Source organism: Streptomyces sp. LaPpAH-108 (assembly GCF_000373625.1).
GTDB lineage: Bacteria > Actinomycetota > Actinomycetes > Streptomycetales > Streptomycetaceae > Streptomyces.
This window is the reverse complement of the sequence record NZ_KB891999.1, coordinates 80,108-97,545: the sequence shown is the minus strand read 5'-3', so window position 1 is coordinate 97,545 and position 17,438 is coordinate 80,108. Positions and strand designations below refer to the sequence as shown.

Genomic DNA, 17,438 nt, shown 5'->3' with positions numbered 1-17,438 from the left:
GCTACCTCACCGCTGACGTGCTGCGTACACTCGCCGCAACTAGCCGATCACCAGGGGCCTCGGGGGTGCGTCATGGGTGCGGAGCCCGTCCCGCCGCGCCGCGAGGTGATCACGGGGAAGCCGACCGCGCGCACCCGCACCGGACCCGCGAACACCCTCGAGAACAGGCTCGCCGTACGACAGTTGATGAACCGTCAGCTGCGTGCCGCGCTCACCGTCACCGCCCTGCTCGCGCTCTTCCTCGGACTGCTCCCCGTCCTCTTCCACCTCCTGCCCGCCACCGGCAATGCCGACGTGCCCCTCGCCGTCTGGCTCGCCCTCGGCGTCGCGCCGTACCCCGCCCTGCTGGCCATCGGCGCCTGGTACGTCCGGCGTGCCGAGCGCAACGAGGGTGACGTGACCGGGCGTTGAACCAGACGTACGGAATCGCCGGAGTGTCGGCCGTGGTGCTCGCCACGGCCCTCGTCGGCGCGCTGGGCCTGCGGATCTCGCGGACCACCTCGGACTTCTACGTCGCCTCGCGCACCGTCGCCCCACGCCTCAACGCCTTCGCGGTGAGCGGCGAATACCTCTCCGCCGCCTCCTTCCTGGGCATCGCCGGACTGGTCCTCGCCCAGGGCGTGGACATGCTCTGGTTCCCGATCGGCTACACGGCCGGGTTCCTCGTCCTGCTGGTCTACGTCGCCGCGCCGCTGCGCCGCTCCGGGGCGTACACGCTGCCCGACTTCGCCGAGGCGCGCCTCGAGTCGCGGGCCGTGCGCCGGATCGCCGGAGTCCTCGTCGTCGGCATCGGCTGGCTCTATCTGCTCCCCCAACTGCGGGGTGCCGGGCTGACGTTGCGGCTGCTCACCGGGGCGCCGGGCTGGCTCGGCGGCCTGGTCGTCGCCGCCGTGGTGACGGCCGCGGTGGCCGCCGGGGGCATGCGCAGCATCACCTTCGTGCAGGCATTCCAGTACTGGCTCAAACTCACCGCACTGCTGGTGCCGGTGGTGTTCCTGCTGCTGGCCTGGCGCTCCGACCACGCCCCCGCGCCCGTGTGGGACGACCGTCCGGTCTTCCACCGCTCCACCGAGGTCCGTGTGGACCACGCGCTGGCCGTGACGGTGCGCGAACCGGTCCGCGTGAGCGCCGTCTCCGGGACCGTGGACGGGCGCACCCTGAAGGACGGCACGCTCCGGCTCACCGAGGGCCGCCACCGGATCGGCGCGCACACGAGCCTGCGCTTCCCGGCCGGTGCCCGCGTCCCGCTGCCCGACCGGGCGACCACCGGGTCCGCCCCGTCGAGCTGGGCGCAACCGCAGTCCCCGCACCGCGAACAGCACGGCCTCTACGCCACCTACGGGCTGATCCTCGCCACCTTCCTCGGCACCATGGGCCTGCCCCACGTCGTCGTGCGCTTCTACACCAACCCCGATGGCCGCGCCGCCCGCCGCACCACCCTGATCGTGCTCGGCCTGCTCGGCGCCTTCTACCTCCCGATGCCGCTCTACGGCGCGCTCGCCCGGCTCTACGCCCCCGACCTGCTGCTCACCGGCGACACCGACCTCGCGGTGCTCGTCCTGCCCCAGCGGCTGATCGGCGGGGTCGGCGGCGATCTGCTCGGCGCGCTGGTCGCGGGCGGTGCCTGCGCGGCCTTCCTCTCCACGGCCTCCGGACTCACCATGTCGGTCGCCGGGGTGCTCGCGCAGGACGTGCTGCCCGCCCTGGGCCTGCGGCACTTCAGGGCCGCCGTCGTCCCGGCCATCGCGGTGCCCGCCGCCGCGGGTGCCTTCGTCGGGGAGCTGCCGGTGGCCGACGCGGTGGGGCTCGCCTTCGCCGTCTCCGCGTCCTCCTTCTGTCCGCTGCTCGTGCTCGGCATCTGGTGGCGCGGCCTCACCCCGCCCGGCGCGATCGCCGGACTGCTCCTCGGCGGCGGCTCCGCGCTCACCGCCGTCACCGCGACCATCGTCGGCGGCGCCCGCTCCGGCTGGCCGCACACCCTGCTGGCCTGGCCCGCCGTCTGGTCGGTGCCCGTCGGATTCGCCGCGATGGTGCTGATCTCCCTGGCCACCCGCGACCGGGTGCCGCCCGGCACCGCCGCCACCATGGCCCGGCTGCATCTGCCCGAGAAGGCGGGCGCGGGCCGGTGACACGAGTGATCACATCGCCCCGGAGGCCCCGATGAGCGCGCTCGGCGTGCTGCTGCTCGCCGTCGCCGCACTCGCGCTGTTCGTCCTGGGCGCCGCCCTCGGCCACGTCGCCGTCCGCCGCCAGCAGGAGAACCCGGCCGGCCCCGGCACCCCCGTCGAACAGGCCACCTTCCACACCCTGCACACCGCCTCGCTCGCCGCGCCGCCCCTGCGCGCCGGGCTCACCCCCGACACCGCCCGCAAGGCCGCCCGGCGGCTGCGCCCGCTGCTCGGCACCGTCGCCCTCGCCCTCGCCGACGAGGCCACCGTCCTCGCCTGGGACGGCGCGGGCGACCACCACCGCGAGGCGACGGCGATGCTGCTCGCGCAGGCCGTGCGCACCGGCCGCGAACAGAGCGTCGAACTGTCCTGCGCGCACGACGGCTGCCCCGTGCGCCGGGGTGTCCTCGTCCCGCTGACCGTCGACGGCCGGGTCACCGGCGTCCTCGCCGCCTTCGCGGACCGCGAGGACGCCGTACCGGTGCGCGCCGCGCGGGAGGTCGCCCGGTGGGTGTCGGTCCAGCTCGAACTGGTCGACCTGGACCGGGCCCGCTCCAGCGCCATCGAGGCCGAGATCCGCGCCCTGCGCGCCCAGATCTCCCCGCACTTCATCTACAACTCGCTCGCGAGCATCGCCTCGTTCGTCCGCACCGACCCCGAGCGCGCCCGTGAACTCCTGCTGGAGTTCGCGGACTTCACGCGCTACTCGTTCCGCAGGGACGGCGACTTCACCACGCTCGCCGAGGAGTTGCGCTCCATCGAGCAGTATCTGGAGCTGGCCCGCGCCCGCTTCGGCCGCCGTCTCGCGGTGACCCTGCGCATCGCCCCGGAGGTGCTGCCGGTCACCCTGCCGTTCCTGTGCCTCCAGCCGCTGGTGGAGAACGCGCTCAAGCACGGCCTCGCCGAGTCCGCCGAGCGCGCCCGCATCACGATCATCGCGGAGGACGAGGGCACCGAGGCCCGCGTCGTCATCGAGGACGACGGCGTCGGCATGGAACCCGAGCGGGCCCGCGCCGTCCTGCGCGGCACCGCGGGCCCCGCCACCGGCATCGGCCTGAGCAACGTCGACCGCAGGCTGCGCCAGGTGTACGGAGACCCGTACGGCCTGGTCGTCGAGACCGGCGTCGGCGCCGGTACGAAGATCACCGTACGGGTTCCCAAGTTCCGCCCGGCGCCGCGCCGGACGTGAGGGTCCGGCGCGGCGCCCGGGGTGGGCCCGGCGATGAGCGGATCAGGTCCAGCGGCCGTCGGAGCGGCGGCGCTCCTGCTGCTGGCGGTGGTTGTCGTGCGGCTGACCCTTCGACTGCTTGGCTGCTGCCTCGGGGATCTGCGTGTGGTAGTAGAGCAGCTTGCCCTGGCCGCGCGCGCCGAGGCCGTGGTGTCCCTTGACCGGAGAGTTCTTACGCATGACTCGGCTCCTCGGGGTGACGGCACCCGGAATTTCGTTAGATTCACGGTACGCCGCAGCCGTACGGGTGGCGAGCGGGCGGCCGTTCGGGTGGTCCCGCGCGCGGGCGGGTTTCGAGGTGCGTGTCCCGGGGCGCGGTGCGACGCTGACTTGGTGCATACCTCTGAGCTGACTCCCGAGATCCGTGCCGCTCTGAGCGAGCGCCGTGCGTACCCCGCCATCACGATGGTGATGCCGACCGATCCGGACTTCCCCTTCAGCGAGAAGGACCGCATCCTCCTGCGTGACCTGGTGACCGAGGCCAAGCGCCGCCTCGCGGACGACCCGGAGGTGGGGCGGCAGACGCGCCTTGAGCTGCGGGACCACCTGCTGGAGCCCGCGGTGATCGAGCGCGTCGCCGACCCCTTCCACCCGGACGACGCCATGGTCGTCTACGTGGCCGCCGACGAGCCGGTCCAGGTCTGGCAGATGACCTCCCTCGCACCCGTGCAGCCGCGCGTCGAGTTCGCGGAGTCGTTCCTGACGCGCTATCTGGACGCGGCCGAACAGCGCTCCCGGCCCTTCCTCGTCCTGGTCCTGGACCAGGAGATGTGCCGCCTCTACCACGGCGCGGTCCGGCGTCTGACGCAGGTCGAGCACCACGGCTTCCCCTGCCGGCCGGAGATCCCCTCGCCCGAGGACGCGCTGCCCGGCGCCATCCCGCACTCCGCGCCCTACGAGGGACACCGGGCGCGGGTCGAGCAGTATCTGCGCCGGGTGGACCGGAAGCTGGGCGAGGCGCTGGAGGAGCACCGGGACGTGCCGCTGTTCGTCATCGGCGGCGACAAGATCCTCTCCGCGTTCCGTGACGTGACCACGCACGGCACCGCGATCTCGGGCACGCTCCCGCTCACCGGCATGGACAAGGACCGCCCGCAGGACCTGATGAAGCGGCTGGAGCCGGTGCTCGACGAGTTCCGTGACCGGCAGGTCGCCGAGGCGGTCGGCGCGCTGAACGAGGCGCGCGGGCAGGGCAAGTACGCGGGCGGGCCGCTGGAGGTGTGGACCGCCGTCGCGGACAAGCGGGTGCAGCGGCTGATCGTGGAGGAGGGGCTGTATCTCGCGGGCCGGGTCACCGAGGACGGGCGGGTCCTGGAGCTGGCCGAGGTGCCCAAGCCGGTCACGCTGCCCGAGCCCAAGCCCGATGTGACGCCCCCGCCGCACACCATCGGCGTGGCCACCGACATCGTGGAACAGCTGGTGGACCGGGCGATCGCCGCCGACTCCCCTGTGCTGTTCGTGCCCGACGGCACGCTGGCGGAGGCGGGCGGGGTGGCGGCGCTGCTGCGGTACTGAGCGTTGCCGCGGCGCCGAGCGTTGCCGTGGTACTGCGCGGGGCGGCCACTTCAGGCGGGCGGGTCCGTCTCCTCGCGGTGGCCCGTCCCGGACGCGCCCTTCCGTTCGCCGACCGCCACGTCCAGCCGTTCGCCGACCGCCTCGGCCTTCGTCCCGCCGCCCGCCTCCTCGCGGGCGGCGAGCACCGTCTCCCGGAACGACGCGACCACCGCCCGCAGATCGACCCGGTGCCACACCGCCCACAGCCGAACGGACATGTCCAGCCAGGGCAGTTCGCGCACCGTCACCCCCGCTGCCTCGCCGCGCAGCATGTTCCGCTGGACCAGCGCGAGACCTAGCCCCGAGGCCACGAGACCGAGCGCGGTGAGCGGTTCGGCGGCCTCCAGGCGGACGTCCGGGGCGAACCCGGACGCGGCGCACGCGGCGATGAACTCGTCCCGCCAGGCCGGGCGGCGGCTGTTCTCCACCGCGATCCAGGGCAGCCCCTCCAGATCCGCGGGCGTGATCTCCGTAAGGTCCGCCACCGGGTGCCCGCTCGGCACCGCGAGGAGCAGGGGATCGTCCAGGAGCGGCGCGGCGCGCAGGTCGGGGTCGTCCTCGGCGGGCGGCTCGGACACGAGGGCGATGTCCAGACTGCGGCGGCGCAGCCCCTCGAACTGCTCGGCCGCCGGGTGGTTGTAGAGCGCGACGTGGATGCCGGGACGCTCGTCGTGCAGTTCCCGCAGCGCGCGCGGCAGCACCCCGGTGTGCATGGCGTCGGCGGCGTACCCGATGCACAGGCCGCCCTCCTCGCCGCGTCCGAGTCTGCGGCCCAGGTTCTCCAGGCGGTCGGCGTGCAGCAGCAGCGCCCGTGCCTCGGAGAGGAAGACCCGGCCGTCGGCGGTGAGCCGGATGCGCTGCTGGCTGCGCTCGAACAGGGTCAGCCCGAGGGTCTTCTCCAGCTGGGCGATCTGGCGGCTGAGCGGTGACTGGGAGATGTGCAGGCGTTCGGCGGCGCGGCCGACGTGTTCCGTCTCCGCGACGGTCACGAAGTACCGGAGCTGGCGCAGATCGAGCATGTAAGACCTCGGGGGACTCAAGTGTATCCAAGCAAGTCTTGGACAGTCTCAAGCATCGATCCTAGCCTCGACAGGGCAAGAACGGCAGAACCCGCAAGAACGACGAAAAGCCAGCAGAAACGGCAAGAGTGCATACTGCGGGACAAAAACTGCCGAACCCTCGTGAAAAGGATCGACGCCACTCATGGGTATCAAGTCCCTCCTCCCCGGCAAGCTCGGCTTCGGCACCGCCCCGCTGGGCAACATGTTCCGCGCCATCCCCGACGAGGAGGCCGCGGCCACCGTCGCCGCGGCCTGGGACCACGGCATCCGCTACTTCGACACCGCCCCCTTCTACGGCGCCGGACTCTCCGAGCTGCGCCTCGGCGAAGCCCTGGCCGACCGCCCGCGCGACGCGTACGTGCTGAGCACCAAGGTCGGCCGCGTCATCCACGACGACGTGGAGGACCCGGCCGCGCGCGAGCTGGGTGAGAAGGGCGGCCTCTTCGAGCACGGCCGCCCCAACCGGATGACCGACGACTACACCGCCGACGCCACCCTGCGCTCCATCGAGGACAGCCTGAAGCGGCTGCGCACCGACCGCCTGGACATCGTCTGGGTGCACGACATCGCCCAAGACTTCCACGGCGACGCGTGGCTCGCCCGCTTCGAGACCGCCCGCACCGGCGCCTTCCGCGTCCTGCAGCAGCTGCGCGACGAAGGTGTCATCAAGGCGTGGGGCCTCGGCGTCAACAAGGTCGAGCCGATCGAGCTGACCCTCGACCTGGACGAGCCGCAGCCCGATGCCTTCCTGCTGGCCGGGCGCTACACCCTGCTCGACCACGACCGCGCCCTCCAGCGGCTGCTCCCGGCCGCCGTCGAGCAGGGCGTCGACATGGTCGTCGGCGGTCCGTACAGCTCCGGCATCCTCGCGGGCGGCACGCACTTCGAGTACCAGCGGGCACCGCAGGCGATCATCGACAAGGTCGAGCGGATCAAGGCCCTCGCCGCGCGGCACGGCGTCAGCGTCAAGGCCGCCGCGCTCGGCTTCGCCCTGGCCCACCCGGCGACCGCCGCCGTGGTCCCCGGCGCCACCCGGCCCGGCCGCATCGCCGAGGACACCGCCGCCCTGCGCGAGAACGTCCCGGCCGCCTTCTGGTCCGACCTGCGCGCGGAGAAGCTGATCTCCGCCGCCGCCCCCGTCCCCACCGCCTGAGCCCCACCCGGAAAGCACCATGGCAAGCACCACCGCGTCCATCGACGTCCCCCACACCCCCGACCACGTCTGGCGGCTCATCGGCGGCTTCGGCTCCCTGCCCGACTGGCTCCCCTACATCCCGCACAGCGAGCTGACCGAGGGCGGCCGGGTCCGCAGGCTGACCAACGCCGAGGGCGAGATCATCGTCGAACGCCTGCGCGCCTTCGACGACGAGGCCCGCAGCTACACCTACGCGATCCTCGACGCCCCCTTCCCGGTCACCGGCTACCTCTCCACCCTGACCGTCCACCCCACGGCCGACCCCGGCACGGCGCGCATCGCGTGGTCGGGCACCTTCACCCCCGACGGCGTCACCCCGGCCGAGGCGGAAGCCCTGTTCCAGGACATCTACCGCGAGGGCCTGGCCGCGCTGGAGCGGACGCTGCGCACCGGCGCCTGACCCGGCCCGGCGCGCAGCGGGACGGCACCGGGGCGGCCTCGTCCGCACCCCGGTGCCGTACCGCTCCCGCACATGCGTGCCCCACCCGGCCCAGGGCCCCGACTCGCCTGCGGTGGAAGGCCCGTTGCGGGGTCCAAGGCGGCCGGTCGGGCTCTACGATTGGCCCGTCGCCGTGTCGCGTGAGGCGCCCCACGGCACAGCCACGTCCGCGTGGCCTCGCGTGGAGGGAGTGCGGTGTCGAATCACCGGCCGGCCGACCATCCGGTGGCCGACGGCCCCGACCGGGCCGTCCGGTTCCGCTTCGGCGCGGGCGGCGGTCACGCGCCGCAGCCGCACGGCGTGGACCATCCGGTGCTGACCGAGGTACTGCGCCAGCTGCTGGAACGCGACCGCCGGACGGCGGGCCGCCCCCTCGCCTACTACGAGGACAGTCCCTGAGGTGGCCCCGCACCCGGAGGGGGAGACCGCGGACCCGCACGCCTCGGCGCCCTGGCCGCACCGACTGCTGGACGTGCCCGCCCTCCGCCGCGCCGGAACCGGACCGGTCCCGCTGCGCCAGTTCGTCCTGAAGCTCAACAGCCGCTGCAACCTGCTCTGTTCGTACTGCTACGTCTACAACGCCGCCGACACCTCCTGGCGCGGCCGTCCCCCCCGAGTCACCCCCGAGGTGCTGGCCCGCAGCGCCGAGCGGATCGGCGAGCACGTCGCCGCCCATGGACTGCGCGACATCCGGGTCGAACTGCACGGTGGAGAGCCCCTGTTGGGCGGTGTCGACACCGCGCTCCGGCAGGTGGGCGAGGTGCGGTCGGCCGTACGCGCGGTCGCCGGGGCCGACTGCGAGGTCCGGGTCGGCGTGCAGACCAATGGCACCCTGCTGACCGCCGAGGCCGTACGGCGCCTCGCGGACGCCGGGGTCCGTGTCGGCGTCAGTCTCGACGGCGGCCGACCCGAGCACAACAAACGGCGCGTCGACCACGCGGGCCGCCCCGCCTGGCCCGCCGCCACCCGGGGCCTCGCCCTGCTCGCCCAGCGCCCCGAGGCGTACGCGGGCATCCTGTGCACCATCGACCTGGACCAGGACCCCGAGGACATCTACGACTCCCTGATGGAGTTCCGCCCCGCCGCCCTCGATCTGCTGCTGCCGCACGCCAACTGGGCGCATCCCCCGCCCGGAAAGGGCCCCTCCAGCGCCGGTGCCGCGCCCTACGGACAGTGGCTCGCCCGGGTCTTCGACCGCTGGTTCGACGGGGGCCGCTACCGGACCGGGATCAGGATCTTCACCGAGATCATCGGGCTGCTGGTCGGCTTCCCCAGCAGCGCCGAGGCCGTCGGACTCTCCCCGGTCGCCGCCGTCCTGGTGGAGACCGACGGCGCCATCGAGCAGGTGGACTCCCTCAAGGCGGCCTATTCCAGGGCCCCTTCGACCGGCATGAGCGTCTTCCGCGACAGCTTCGACGACGTGCTGGAGCATCCCGGCATCGTGGCACGGCAGTTGGGGCAGGGGGCGCTCTCCGCCGACTGTCTGCGCTGTCCGTTGATGCGGGTCTGCGGCGGCGGCCACTACGCCCACCGCTACCGCCGGGGCAGCGGCTTCCGCAACCCCTCCGTGTACTGCGCCGACCTCACCCTGCTCATCCGCCACATCGCGGGAAGAATCGAACCGGTTCTCCGCTCCGGTCCCCTCCTGCCCGATTGAACCCGTTTGCATTGCACGGGAGTTGAAGCCGCGTCAGAATTCTGTCGTGAGCACACTCGGGGGAGCGGCTGCGGCCGAGGAGATCTGGCGGGCCCAGAGCGTCTGGTCGCGGGCGGCCGATCGGGCCAAGGCGGCGATCGAGCGGTCCCGCACGGCCACGCTCTGCGCGGTGGTCGCCGCGGCCGTGCTCGGCACCGCCGCCTCCCAGCTGATGTCCCTCTCCCCGGTCACCGGCCGCGTCCTCGCCTTCCTCGCGCTGCTCGCCGCGGGCACCGCCCCGCTCACCGCCGCCGGTGCCTCCCCGGACCGGGTGCGCGACTGGACGGTCCTGCGCTCGGTCTCCGAGGAACTGAAGAGCCAGGTCTACGTCTATCTCGCGGGTGCGGCCCAGTACCGCGCCCCCGAGACCCGTGACACGGAGCTGCGCGCCCGCACGAGCGCCGTCCTCGCCGACGCGGGCACCCTCGACCGCGCCCTCACGGGCATCGAGCCCGCCGCCCGGCCGCTGCCCCCGGTCACCGGCATCGCGGACTACGCCGAGGGGCGTCTGCGCAGGCAACTGGAGCACTACTACCGCCCGAAGGCCGAGGAGATGGCCGCCAAGGCCCGGCTCGTCGAACGCTTCGGCCAGGTGCTCGCCGTGATCTCCGTGCTGCTCGGCGCCGTCGCCGGTGCCTTCGCCACCGAGCGGGCCGCCGCCTGGATCCCCGTCGTCGCCGCGGTCTCGGCGAGCGTCGTGTCGTACGGCGCGGCGGCGCGCTTCGTCGCCCAGGAGATCGAGTTCGCCAGGACCGCGCGCGAACTGGACGCGCTGCTGCGCTGGTGGCGCGAGCGCGACCCGGCCACGGACGCGGACGCCGACCGGCTGGCCGAGCGGACGGAACACGTCGTCTCGGTGCAGAACGAGGGCTGGATGGCCAAGTGGATCGCGGACTGAAGGCGGGGCGAGGGTGGTCAGGGTGTTCATCAGCCACAGCACCAACACGGATGAACCGGCCGCCCAGTTGCGCGACGCCCTCGCCACCGGCCTGGACAAGGCCAAGCACACCGTGCTGCTCGACGTGCGCATCCAGGAGACCGGCCGCCCCTGGCAGCTGAAGCTCGCCCGGTTCCTCGGCGAGTGCGACGCGGCCCTCGTCCTCGTCAACGAGGCGGCCCTGCGCTCCTCCTGGGTGCGCCGCGAGACCAACATCCTGCACTGGCGCAAGACGCTGTACCCGGACATGGTCCTGGTCACCGTCCTGGTGGACGGCATCAGCGCCGGGAAGCTGAAGGAGTCCGCACTCGGCTACCTCGCCACCGACGACGTGGAGCGGATCGCCACCGGCAGCGCGGACGAGGTCGCCCGGCTCGTCGGACGGTTCCCGGACGTGCGCCAGGTCTGGGACGACTCCATGAGCGTGTGGCTGGAGCGCATCTGCATCCAGCTCCGGGAGATCAGGGAACACGCGGTCTTCGCCCGGCTGGCCCGCGAACTGGAGGTTCCCGACGACGAGTTCGGTGAGCTGATCCCCGGCTTCGCCCCGCTGCTCATCGCCTCGCAGCTGCTCGACTCCCACGACATCGTGCAGCTGCACAACACGGTGCTCGCGGCCCTGATGGGCGGCCTCGAACGCGGTCGCGCGGGCGATCTGGCGCATCTGATCCTGCCGGTGTGGGTGGACCGCGACGACGCCCGGCGCATCGTGCGCGACACCGACGGCGTGGTGCGCCGCGTCGTCGTCCTCAACGTGGACAGCACCCTGATCGGCAAGCACTACCTGGACCGCGCGTTCTGCGTCGACATCCGCAGCTACTACATCGCCGAGGCGGCGGGCCGTCCGCCCGGTGACGACGACCCCGAGGACTATCTGCTCGACCAGTGCGAGCAGGCCGTCAAGCAGGCCATCGGACTGGATCCGTACGACGAACTGGGCACCCCCGAGGAGCCGGAGAGCTTCGGCCGCTTCTATCTGCTGCTCGACGCCAAGCGGTGCGACCTGGCCGTCGTGCACCGGGTGATCTCCCGGCTGCACGAGAGCATCCCGTGGATGCACGTCCTCGTCATCACCGGGCGGGGCGTGGACGCGCGCGGGAGCTGGCCGGGAAACCCCGACGAAGTGCTGGTTCTCGACCCGTCGTTCGGCCCCGGTCATGAGACTCTGGTCAATGCCGTCATCCGTCGGGTGAGCAAGCACGTGGGTTCGATCGGCTGGGGGGCCTGATGAGCCAGGAACAGACCGCCGCGCGAGAGCCGTCCGAGTCACCTGGCGGCGCCGAATGGCTCGACACCCCCGACCGGGGCGACGGCCGGGTCTATGTGATGCCGTCCGAACTGGACTTCGCCGTCAAGGTCGCCCGCGCCACCGGCCGCCCCCTGCTGCTGCGCGGCAGGCCCGGCTCCGGCAAGTCCTCCCTCGCGCCGTACATCGCACGGCAGTTGGGCTGGCGGTACTACGAGCACGTGGTCACCTACCGCACCCAGCCCCGCGAACTGCTCTGGAGCTTCGACAGCGTCCGCAGGCTCGGCGACGCCCAGGTCGCGGCCCGCCGGGGCGGCACCCCGGACGACGCGAGCTACGTACAGCCCGGCGTCCTGTGGTGGGCGCTCGCCCCCGAGTCGGCCCGCAGGCGCGGCAGGCCCGAGGGCACCGAGATCACCGACCCCTGCCGCGACCCCTTCGAGAAGGTCAACGCCGGGCGCAAGCGCGATCACGCGGTGGTCCTCATCGACGAGATCGACAAGGCCGACCCGGACGTGCCCAACAGCCTTCTGGTACCGCTGGGTTCGCATCGCTTCGTCGTCTCCGAGATCGGCGAGGAGATCCACACCGAGCAGCCCGCGACCGCTCCCGCCAGTGGCACCGACGCCGCCGACGAGCACGCCCGGTGGTCCCGCCATCTGGTGGTGCTGACCACCAACGAGGAACGCGAACTGCCCCAGGCCCTGCTGCGCCGCTGCGTGGTCCACCGCCTCCCCGAGCACGACCGGGACATGCTCGTGCGGATCGCCGCGCAGCACATGGCCGACTGGCCCGGCGAGGTCACCCCCGCCGACGAGGAACTGGCCGAGGCCGTCGCCGACAAGCTGATGGAGGTCCGCGAGCAGGTCGACAAGCAGGACGTGCGCCGCCCCAGCACCGCCGAGTACCTGGACGCGCTGCGCGCCTGCCGCGCGCTCGGCATCCGCCCCGGCACCGACGAGTGGCGGATGCTCACCCGCAACGTCCTGGTCAAACCGCAGCAACTGGCCGGTGACCCGGTATGACCGGAGAGGCGTGGCTCGGAGACGTGGCCCGCGCCGCCCGGGCCCTGGGCACCCGCGACCCCGGGGACTACGCCCGCATCGCCGCCCTCCTCGGCCTGGGCGCCCCCCCACCGGAACCGGCCACGCCCCCGGCGGACGTGGAGCCGCCCGAGGACACCCCCGGCTGGCAGGCCCCCGCCCGCGAGGACGACGATGCCGACCGGCCCCGCGAGGACGACGAGCCGCCGCCCTTCGGCCGCGACGACCGGGGCGCCCGCACCGGCACCGTCACCTTCCTCGTCCCCGTCGACGAGAGCGGCCCGCCCGCACCCGGCTGGACCACCCCCGCCCTGCCCCCGCCCCGGGGCCGCGCCGACCCCGCCCCGCGCCCCCCGCATCTGCCGCTGCTCGCCCCCCGCTCCACCGCCGCCCTGCTCACCATGGTCCTCTCCCGGGTCAGCCCCGAGGGCGAACTCGACGTGGACCGCGCCACCGAGGAACTCGCCCGCGCCCGCCCGCTGACCGCGATACCCCGGCTGCCGCTGTCCACCCTCCGGCACGGCGTGCAGATCCTCGCGGACACCTCCCGCGCCATGGAACCCTTCGCCCGCGACGTGGAGGACGTGATCGGCCACGTCCGCGCGCTCGCCGGGGTCGCGGGCACCCAGGTCCTGCGCTTCGCCGACGTGCCGCTGCGCGGCGCGGGCCCCGGACCGAGGTCCACCTGGCAGCGGCCCTACCGCCCGCCCCGCCCCGGAGTGCGGGTGCTGATCCTCTCCGACCTCGGTGCGGGCGGCCCCCCGCTCAACCCCTGGCGGGCCACCGAACGCGAATGGCGGGCCACCGTCACCACCATCCGCCAGCGCGGCTGCGAACCCGTGGCCCTGGTCCCGCTGCCCGAGCGGTACTGGCCGCGCTGGGCGCGCTCGCTGCTGCCCCTGCTGAGCTGGGACCGGGGCACCACCGTCGGCAAGGCGCTGGGGGCCCGGCGTTGAGCGCGGCCGAGCGGCCGGGCCGTACCCTCGCGGTGCTGCTCAGCATCGCCGCCCGGATCGAACCGGAGCTGATGCGGGCCGTACGGCTGCGCGTGGCGCCCGGGCTCGACGTGTCGGCGGAGGTCGACCTCTGGTTCGGCGACCTGGTCACCCACCCGGGCTTCGGCCACGTCGTACTGAACCCCGCGCTCCTGGACGAACTGCGCGCCGAACTCACCGAACGGCTGACGCGGGCGGGCGAGGACGACCCGGTCCACCGGCTGTGGCCCACCTTCCAGCGGGTCCGCGAAGGCGCCTCCCCGGCCATGCGGGCCCAGGAGGCCGCGACCTGGCAGGCCGTCAGCGGCAGTCCCGACGCCGCCCCGCTGATCGAGGAGGCGCTGCGGCCCGCGCTGCGCGCGCTGGTCGAGGAGGAACGGGACGGCGTCGCCCGCTGGTTCACCGAAGCGTGGGAGACGCTGCCCGAGCGGGTCCGACGCTCCACCACCGCCTGGCAGTTGCTCACCCTCTCCGCCGTACGCCTGGCCACCGAACCCCCCGAGGGCGCCCGCCCCGACCGGCTGGCCCTCGCCGACGTCGCCGTCATCGCGCACGGGCTGCCGACGGCCGCGCTCCACCTCGGCTGGAACGGCCCCGTCCTGACCCTCAGCGACAGCCCGTTCGACACCGGGCAGTTCGCGATCACGGTGCCGGACACCGACCCGCGCGTGATCGAAATCGTCACCGCGAACTCCGTACGCACCATCCTCGTCGGCCGGAACGCCACCGTCGAGGAATGGGTGGGCCCCGCCGGAGGGCGGCTGCACACCGCCGACGGCGCCACCTACCGGCTGCCCGCCCCGGCCGTCCTCCAGCCCGACACCACGCCCCTGCCCGACCTGGACCCCGCCTTCGCCACGGACGCGGCCACGGACACCGCCGAGGACGGCACCGGGCGGCGCACCGGCACCGGGCACATCAGCATCTGCTACGCCGGGGAGAGCCGCCCCTGGGCCCTGTGGACCGCCCACCAGCTCGAACGCGCGGGCTGCACCACCACCCAGCTGCACTGGGACACCGCACCCCGCACCCCCGTCGAATCCCTCGGCGCCCTGCTGGCCGCCCCCGGCCGCGTCCTGCTCCTGGTCAACGAACGCGCGCTCCGCCCCGACCTGCACGCCGAGGCCGACTGGTCCGAGGCGTTCCGCCAGGTCGTCCGCCCCCACCGCGAACGCTTCGCCGCCCTCGCCCTGTCCTCCGCACCGCTGCCCGGCGCCATGGAGGTGCTGCGCCCGGTCGACGTGGCCGGACTCGACGAGAGCGAGGCCCGCGACAGGATCCTGCGGCGGCTCGGCATCGACCCCGGCGAGGACCCCGTCCCGGACGGCCCCCGCTTCCCCAACGACCCGCCCCAGGTCCGCGAGGCCCCCCGGCGCAACGGCTACTTCACCGGCCGCAAGGACGACCTGGAGGAACTTTCCGAACTCCTCGCCGAACCCGGCCCCTCCGGCACCGGCGCCCGCGTCGTCCTGCACGGCATCTCCGGCGTCGGCAAGACCCACCTGGCCACCGAGTACGCCCACCGCTACGGCGACGGCTACGACGTGGTGTGGTGGGTCACCGCCGGTGAACGCGCCACCGCCCGCGAGGAGTTCGCCGCGCTCGCCGCCCATCTGGACCTGCCGGTGGCCCGCGACGCGGGCGAACGCGTCCGCGCCCTGCACACCGCCCTGCGCGCCCGCACCGGACCCCGCAGGCGCTGGCTGCTGATCTTCGACGGCGCCGACGACGTGGGCGCGATACGCGACCTCCTGCCCGAAGGCCCCGGCGACGTGCTGATCACCAGCCTCAGCCGGGACTGGTCCGGGCTGCTCGGCTTCCAGGAGCACACCGTCCGCCCGTTCACCCGGAACGAGAGCGCCGCCTTCATCCGCCGCCGCGTCCCGAGGGCCACCGAGACGCAGGCCCGCGCCCTCGCCGAGGCCGCCCAGGACCTGCCCCTCGTCCTCGCCCAGACCACCGCCTGGCTCATCGCCAACCCCGACGAACCCGTCGACGCCTACCTGGACGCCCTCCAGGGCCAGCCCCCGCAGGACCTGGAGGTGCGGACCGAGGACGACTACCCGAACGGGTTCGTCCGCTCCTGGGGGCTGCTGCTCAACCTGCTGCGGCAGCGCAACCCCGAGGCGGCCGAACTCATCGAGCTGATGGTGCTGTTCTCCCCGGACGCCATCCCGCTGCGCCTCATCGCCGCCGCCCCCGCCGCTGTCTTCCCGCCCGGCAGCCTCGCCCGCACCGTCACCGACGCCACCCGCTGGCAGAGCGCGCTGGCCGCCCTCGCCGACCTCACCGCCATCCACCTCACCTACACCCAGGACCCGTCCCTGGAGTACGGCGTCGAATCCGCCCAGATGCACCGCCTCTACCACCGCTTCGTACAGGGGGGACTCAGCCGCGCCCGCCGCGGTGAACTCTCCGCCACCGCCAGCGCGGTGCTCGCCGCCGCCAACCCCGGCCGCCCGGCGGACCGGCGCGAGCGGGACACCTACGCCGCGCTCGTCCCGCACCTCGACTACGCGGGCACCCTCGACCGCGACGAACCCGGCGTACGGCGCCTCGTGCTCGACTGCGTCGACTTCCTGCGGCTGCGCGGCGACTACGACACCGGGCTCGGACTGTGCCAGAAGGCCGTCACCCGCTGGCGCCCCCGGCACGCCCAGGACGACGCCGACATGCTCGTCCTGATCCACCAGTACGCCAACCTCCTGCGCCGGGTGGGCCGTTACCGCGCCGCCGAAGCCGTGGGCCGCGACGTCCTGGACGCCCTGGCCGCCACCCGCGCCCCCGACGACCCCGAGCTGCTGCGCGCCAAGGACGGCCTCGGCGGCACCCTGATGGCCCTCGGCCAGTTCCAGCGCTCCCGCGAACTCTTCGAGGAGGTCTGGCGCGGACACACCAGCCGCCCCGGCGGCGAGGGCCCCCGCGCCCTCATGGCCCGCAGCAACATGGCCCTCACCCTCGGACTCCTCGGTCACTACGCCCGATCCCTGGAGATACACCGGGAGTTGCACGAGCGCCGCGACCGCGACCTCGGCCCCGACCACTACGAGACCCTCTACTCCGGCCTCTGCCTCGCCTGGATGACCCGGCTCCTCGGCGGCTACCGCCAGGCTCTCGCCCTCCAGCGCCGCAACGCCACCCTGCACAGCCGCGTCCTCGGCCCCGACCACCCCCAGACCCTGCGCGCCGAGCACAACCTCGCCCAGTGCCTGCGCCGCGACGGCCGACTGGAGGAAGCCACCGCCCTGTTCACCAGCGTCGTCGGCCGCTGCCGGCAGCTCCAGGGCGAACTGCACCCCGACACCCTGATGATGACCTCCGACCGCGCCACCCTGCTGCGCGACAACTCCCCCCGCGAGGCCCACGACCTCGCCCGCACCGTCAACGACCGCTATCTGCGCCTCCTCGGCCCCGACCACCCCTACACCGCCGGAGCGCTCGGCAACCTCGCCCTGGCCCAGTGGGCCGACGGCGACGAACACGGCGAGGCCGAGGGCTCCGCCCACACCGCCTGGCAGCTCATGACCCGCGCCGTCGGCGACGACCACCCCTGGACCCTCGGCACCCGGCTCAACCTGGCCGCCCGGCTCGCCCAGTCCGACCAGATTCCGGCCGCCCTCGCCCACGACACCGACCTGCACACCGCCGCCGCACACCGCCTGGGGGAGAGCCACCCCCTCACCCTGGCCGCCGCCACCGCCCGCGCCTGCGACCTGCGCGCCCTCGGCCGCGCCGAGGAGGCCGAGGAGATCCGCCGGGACACCGTGACGCGGCTGCGCGAGACCCTGGGCCCCCAGCACCCCCACACCAAGTCCGCCGAGGAACTACGGCGCCCCCACTGGGACTTCGAACCCCAGCCGATCTGACGCATCATCA

General features: G+C 73.7%; 14 protein-coding genes and 1 pseudogene. 13 read left to right on the top strand and 2 right to left on the bottom strand.

Going from position 1 to position 17,438, the window contains the following annotated elements; translation table 11 throughout:
* Positions 1-72 precede the first annotated feature (72 nt).
* The 3 genes from B079_RS0129195 to B079_RS0129185 are packed head-to-tail and all read left to right on the top strand — an operon-like array spanning position 73 to position 3,357.
* Positions 73-411, top strand: coding sequence for an LPXTG cell wall anchor domain-containing protein (locus tag B079_RS0129195; protein ID WP_018549397.1), 339 nt, complete (start codon positions 73-75; stop codon positions 409-411).
* The gene (locus tag B079_RS0129190) at positions 408-2,129 is read left to right on the top strand and encodes a cation acetate symporter (RefSeq protein WP_026249196.1); all 1,722 of its coding nucleotides are present in this window, start codon (positions 408-410) and stop codon (positions 2,127-2,129) included. Before B079_RS0129195 ends, B079_RS0129190 begins: the two co-directional genes overlap by 4 nt.
* 31 nt (positions 2,130-2,160) lie before the next feature.
* The gene (locus B079_RS0129185) at positions 2,161-3,357 is read left to right on the top strand and encodes a histidine kinase (RefSeq protein WP_018549395.1); all 1,197 of its coding nucleotides are present in this window, start codon (positions 2,161-2,163) and stop codon (positions 3,355-3,357) included.
* 42 nt (positions 3,358-3,399) lie between these two features.
* Here B079_RS0129185 and B079_RS35345 read toward each other — a convergent pair whose 3' ends face one another.
* Positions 3,400-3,576 (bottom strand): hypothetical protein, encoded by a 177-nt coding sequence (locus tag B079_RS35345; RefSeq protein WP_018549394.1) that lies wholly within the window; start codon positions 3,574-3,576, stop codon positions 3,400-3,402.
* Between the two features lie 153 nt (positions 3,577-3,729).
* On the opposite strand from B079_RS35345, the gene B079_RS0129175 reads away from it, so the two are divergent.
* Positions 3,730-4,911: a hypothetical protein gene (locus B079_RS0129175; RefSeq protein WP_018549393.1), complete on the top strand. Its 1,182-nt coding sequence runs from the start codon at positions 3,730-3,732 to the stop codon at positions 4,909-4,911.
* Between the two features lie 50 nt (positions 4,912-4,961).
* Here B079_RS0129175 and B079_RS32930 read toward each other — a convergent pair whose 3' ends face one another.
* A complete protein-coding gene (locus B079_RS32930; protein ID WP_018549392.1) occupies positions 4,962-5,969 on the bottom strand; it encodes a LysR family transcriptional regulator in 1,008 nt (335 codons plus the stop codon).
* Between the two features lie 184 nt (positions 5,970-6,153).
* Between B079_RS32930 and B079_RS0129165 the strand changes: the two genes are divergently transcribed.
* From B079_RS0129165 to fxsT, 9 genes and pseudogenes are all read left to right on the top strand, one after another.
* Entirely contained in the window at positions 6,154-7,164 is a 1,011-nt protein-coding gene (locus B079_RS0129165; RefSeq protein ID WP_018549391.1) for an aldo/keto reductase, read from the top strand.
* Positions 7,165-7,183: 19 nt separating this feature from the next.
* On the top strand, positions 7,184-7,606 hold the full coding sequence (locus B079_RS0129160) for an SRPBCC family protein (RefSeq protein ID WP_018549390.1): 423 nt from the start codon (positions 7,184-7,186) through the stop codon (positions 7,604-7,606).
* A 234-nt stretch (positions 7,607-7,840) separates the two neighbouring features.
* Positions 7,841-8,044: a hypothetical protein gene (locus B079_RS0129155; protein ID WP_018549389.1), complete on the top strand. Its 204-nt coding sequence runs from the start codon at positions 7,841-7,843 to the stop codon at positions 8,042-8,044.
* Between the two features lies 1 nt (position 8,045).
* A pseudogene (locus tag B079_RS0129150) lies at positions 8,046-9,302 on the top strand (FxsB family cyclophane-forming radical SAM/SPASM peptide maturase); the annotation flags it as partial.
* A 46-nt stretch (positions 9,303-9,348) separates the two neighbouring features.
* Complete coding sequence (locus tag B079_RS0129145; RefSeq protein WP_018549387.1) at positions 9,349-10,239, top strand: DUF4231 domain-containing protein; 891 nt, start codon at positions 9,349-9,351, stop codon at positions 10,237-10,239.
* Between the two features lie 22 nt (positions 10,240-10,261).
* Positions 10,262-11,506, top strand: coding sequence for a toll/interleukin-1 receptor domain-containing protein (locus B079_RS0129140; protein WP_018549386.1), 1,245 nt, complete (start codon positions 10,262-10,264; stop codon positions 11,504-11,506).
* Complete coding sequence (locus B079_RS0129135) at positions 11,506-12,549, top strand: AAA family ATPase (protein WP_018549385.1); 1,044 nt, start codon at positions 11,506-11,508, stop codon at positions 12,547-12,549. The genes B079_RS0129140 and B079_RS0129135 overlap by 1 nt, the downstream gene beginning before the upstream one ends.
* Positions 12,546-13,523: a hypothetical protein gene (locus B079_RS33405; protein WP_051095367.1), complete on the top strand. Its 978-nt coding sequence runs from the start codon at positions 12,546-12,548 to the stop codon at positions 13,521-13,523. The genes B079_RS0129135 and B079_RS33405 overlap by 4 nt, the downstream gene beginning before the upstream one ends.
* Positions 13,520-17,428, top strand: coding sequence for an FxSxx-COOH system tetratricopeptide repeat protein (gene fxsT / locus B079_RS32920; RefSeq protein WP_234016897.1), 3,909 nt, complete (start codon positions 13,520-13,522; stop codon positions 17,426-17,428). Before B079_RS33405 ends, fxsT begins: the two co-directional genes overlap by 4 nt.
* Positions 17,429-17,438 lie beyond the last annotated feature (10 nt).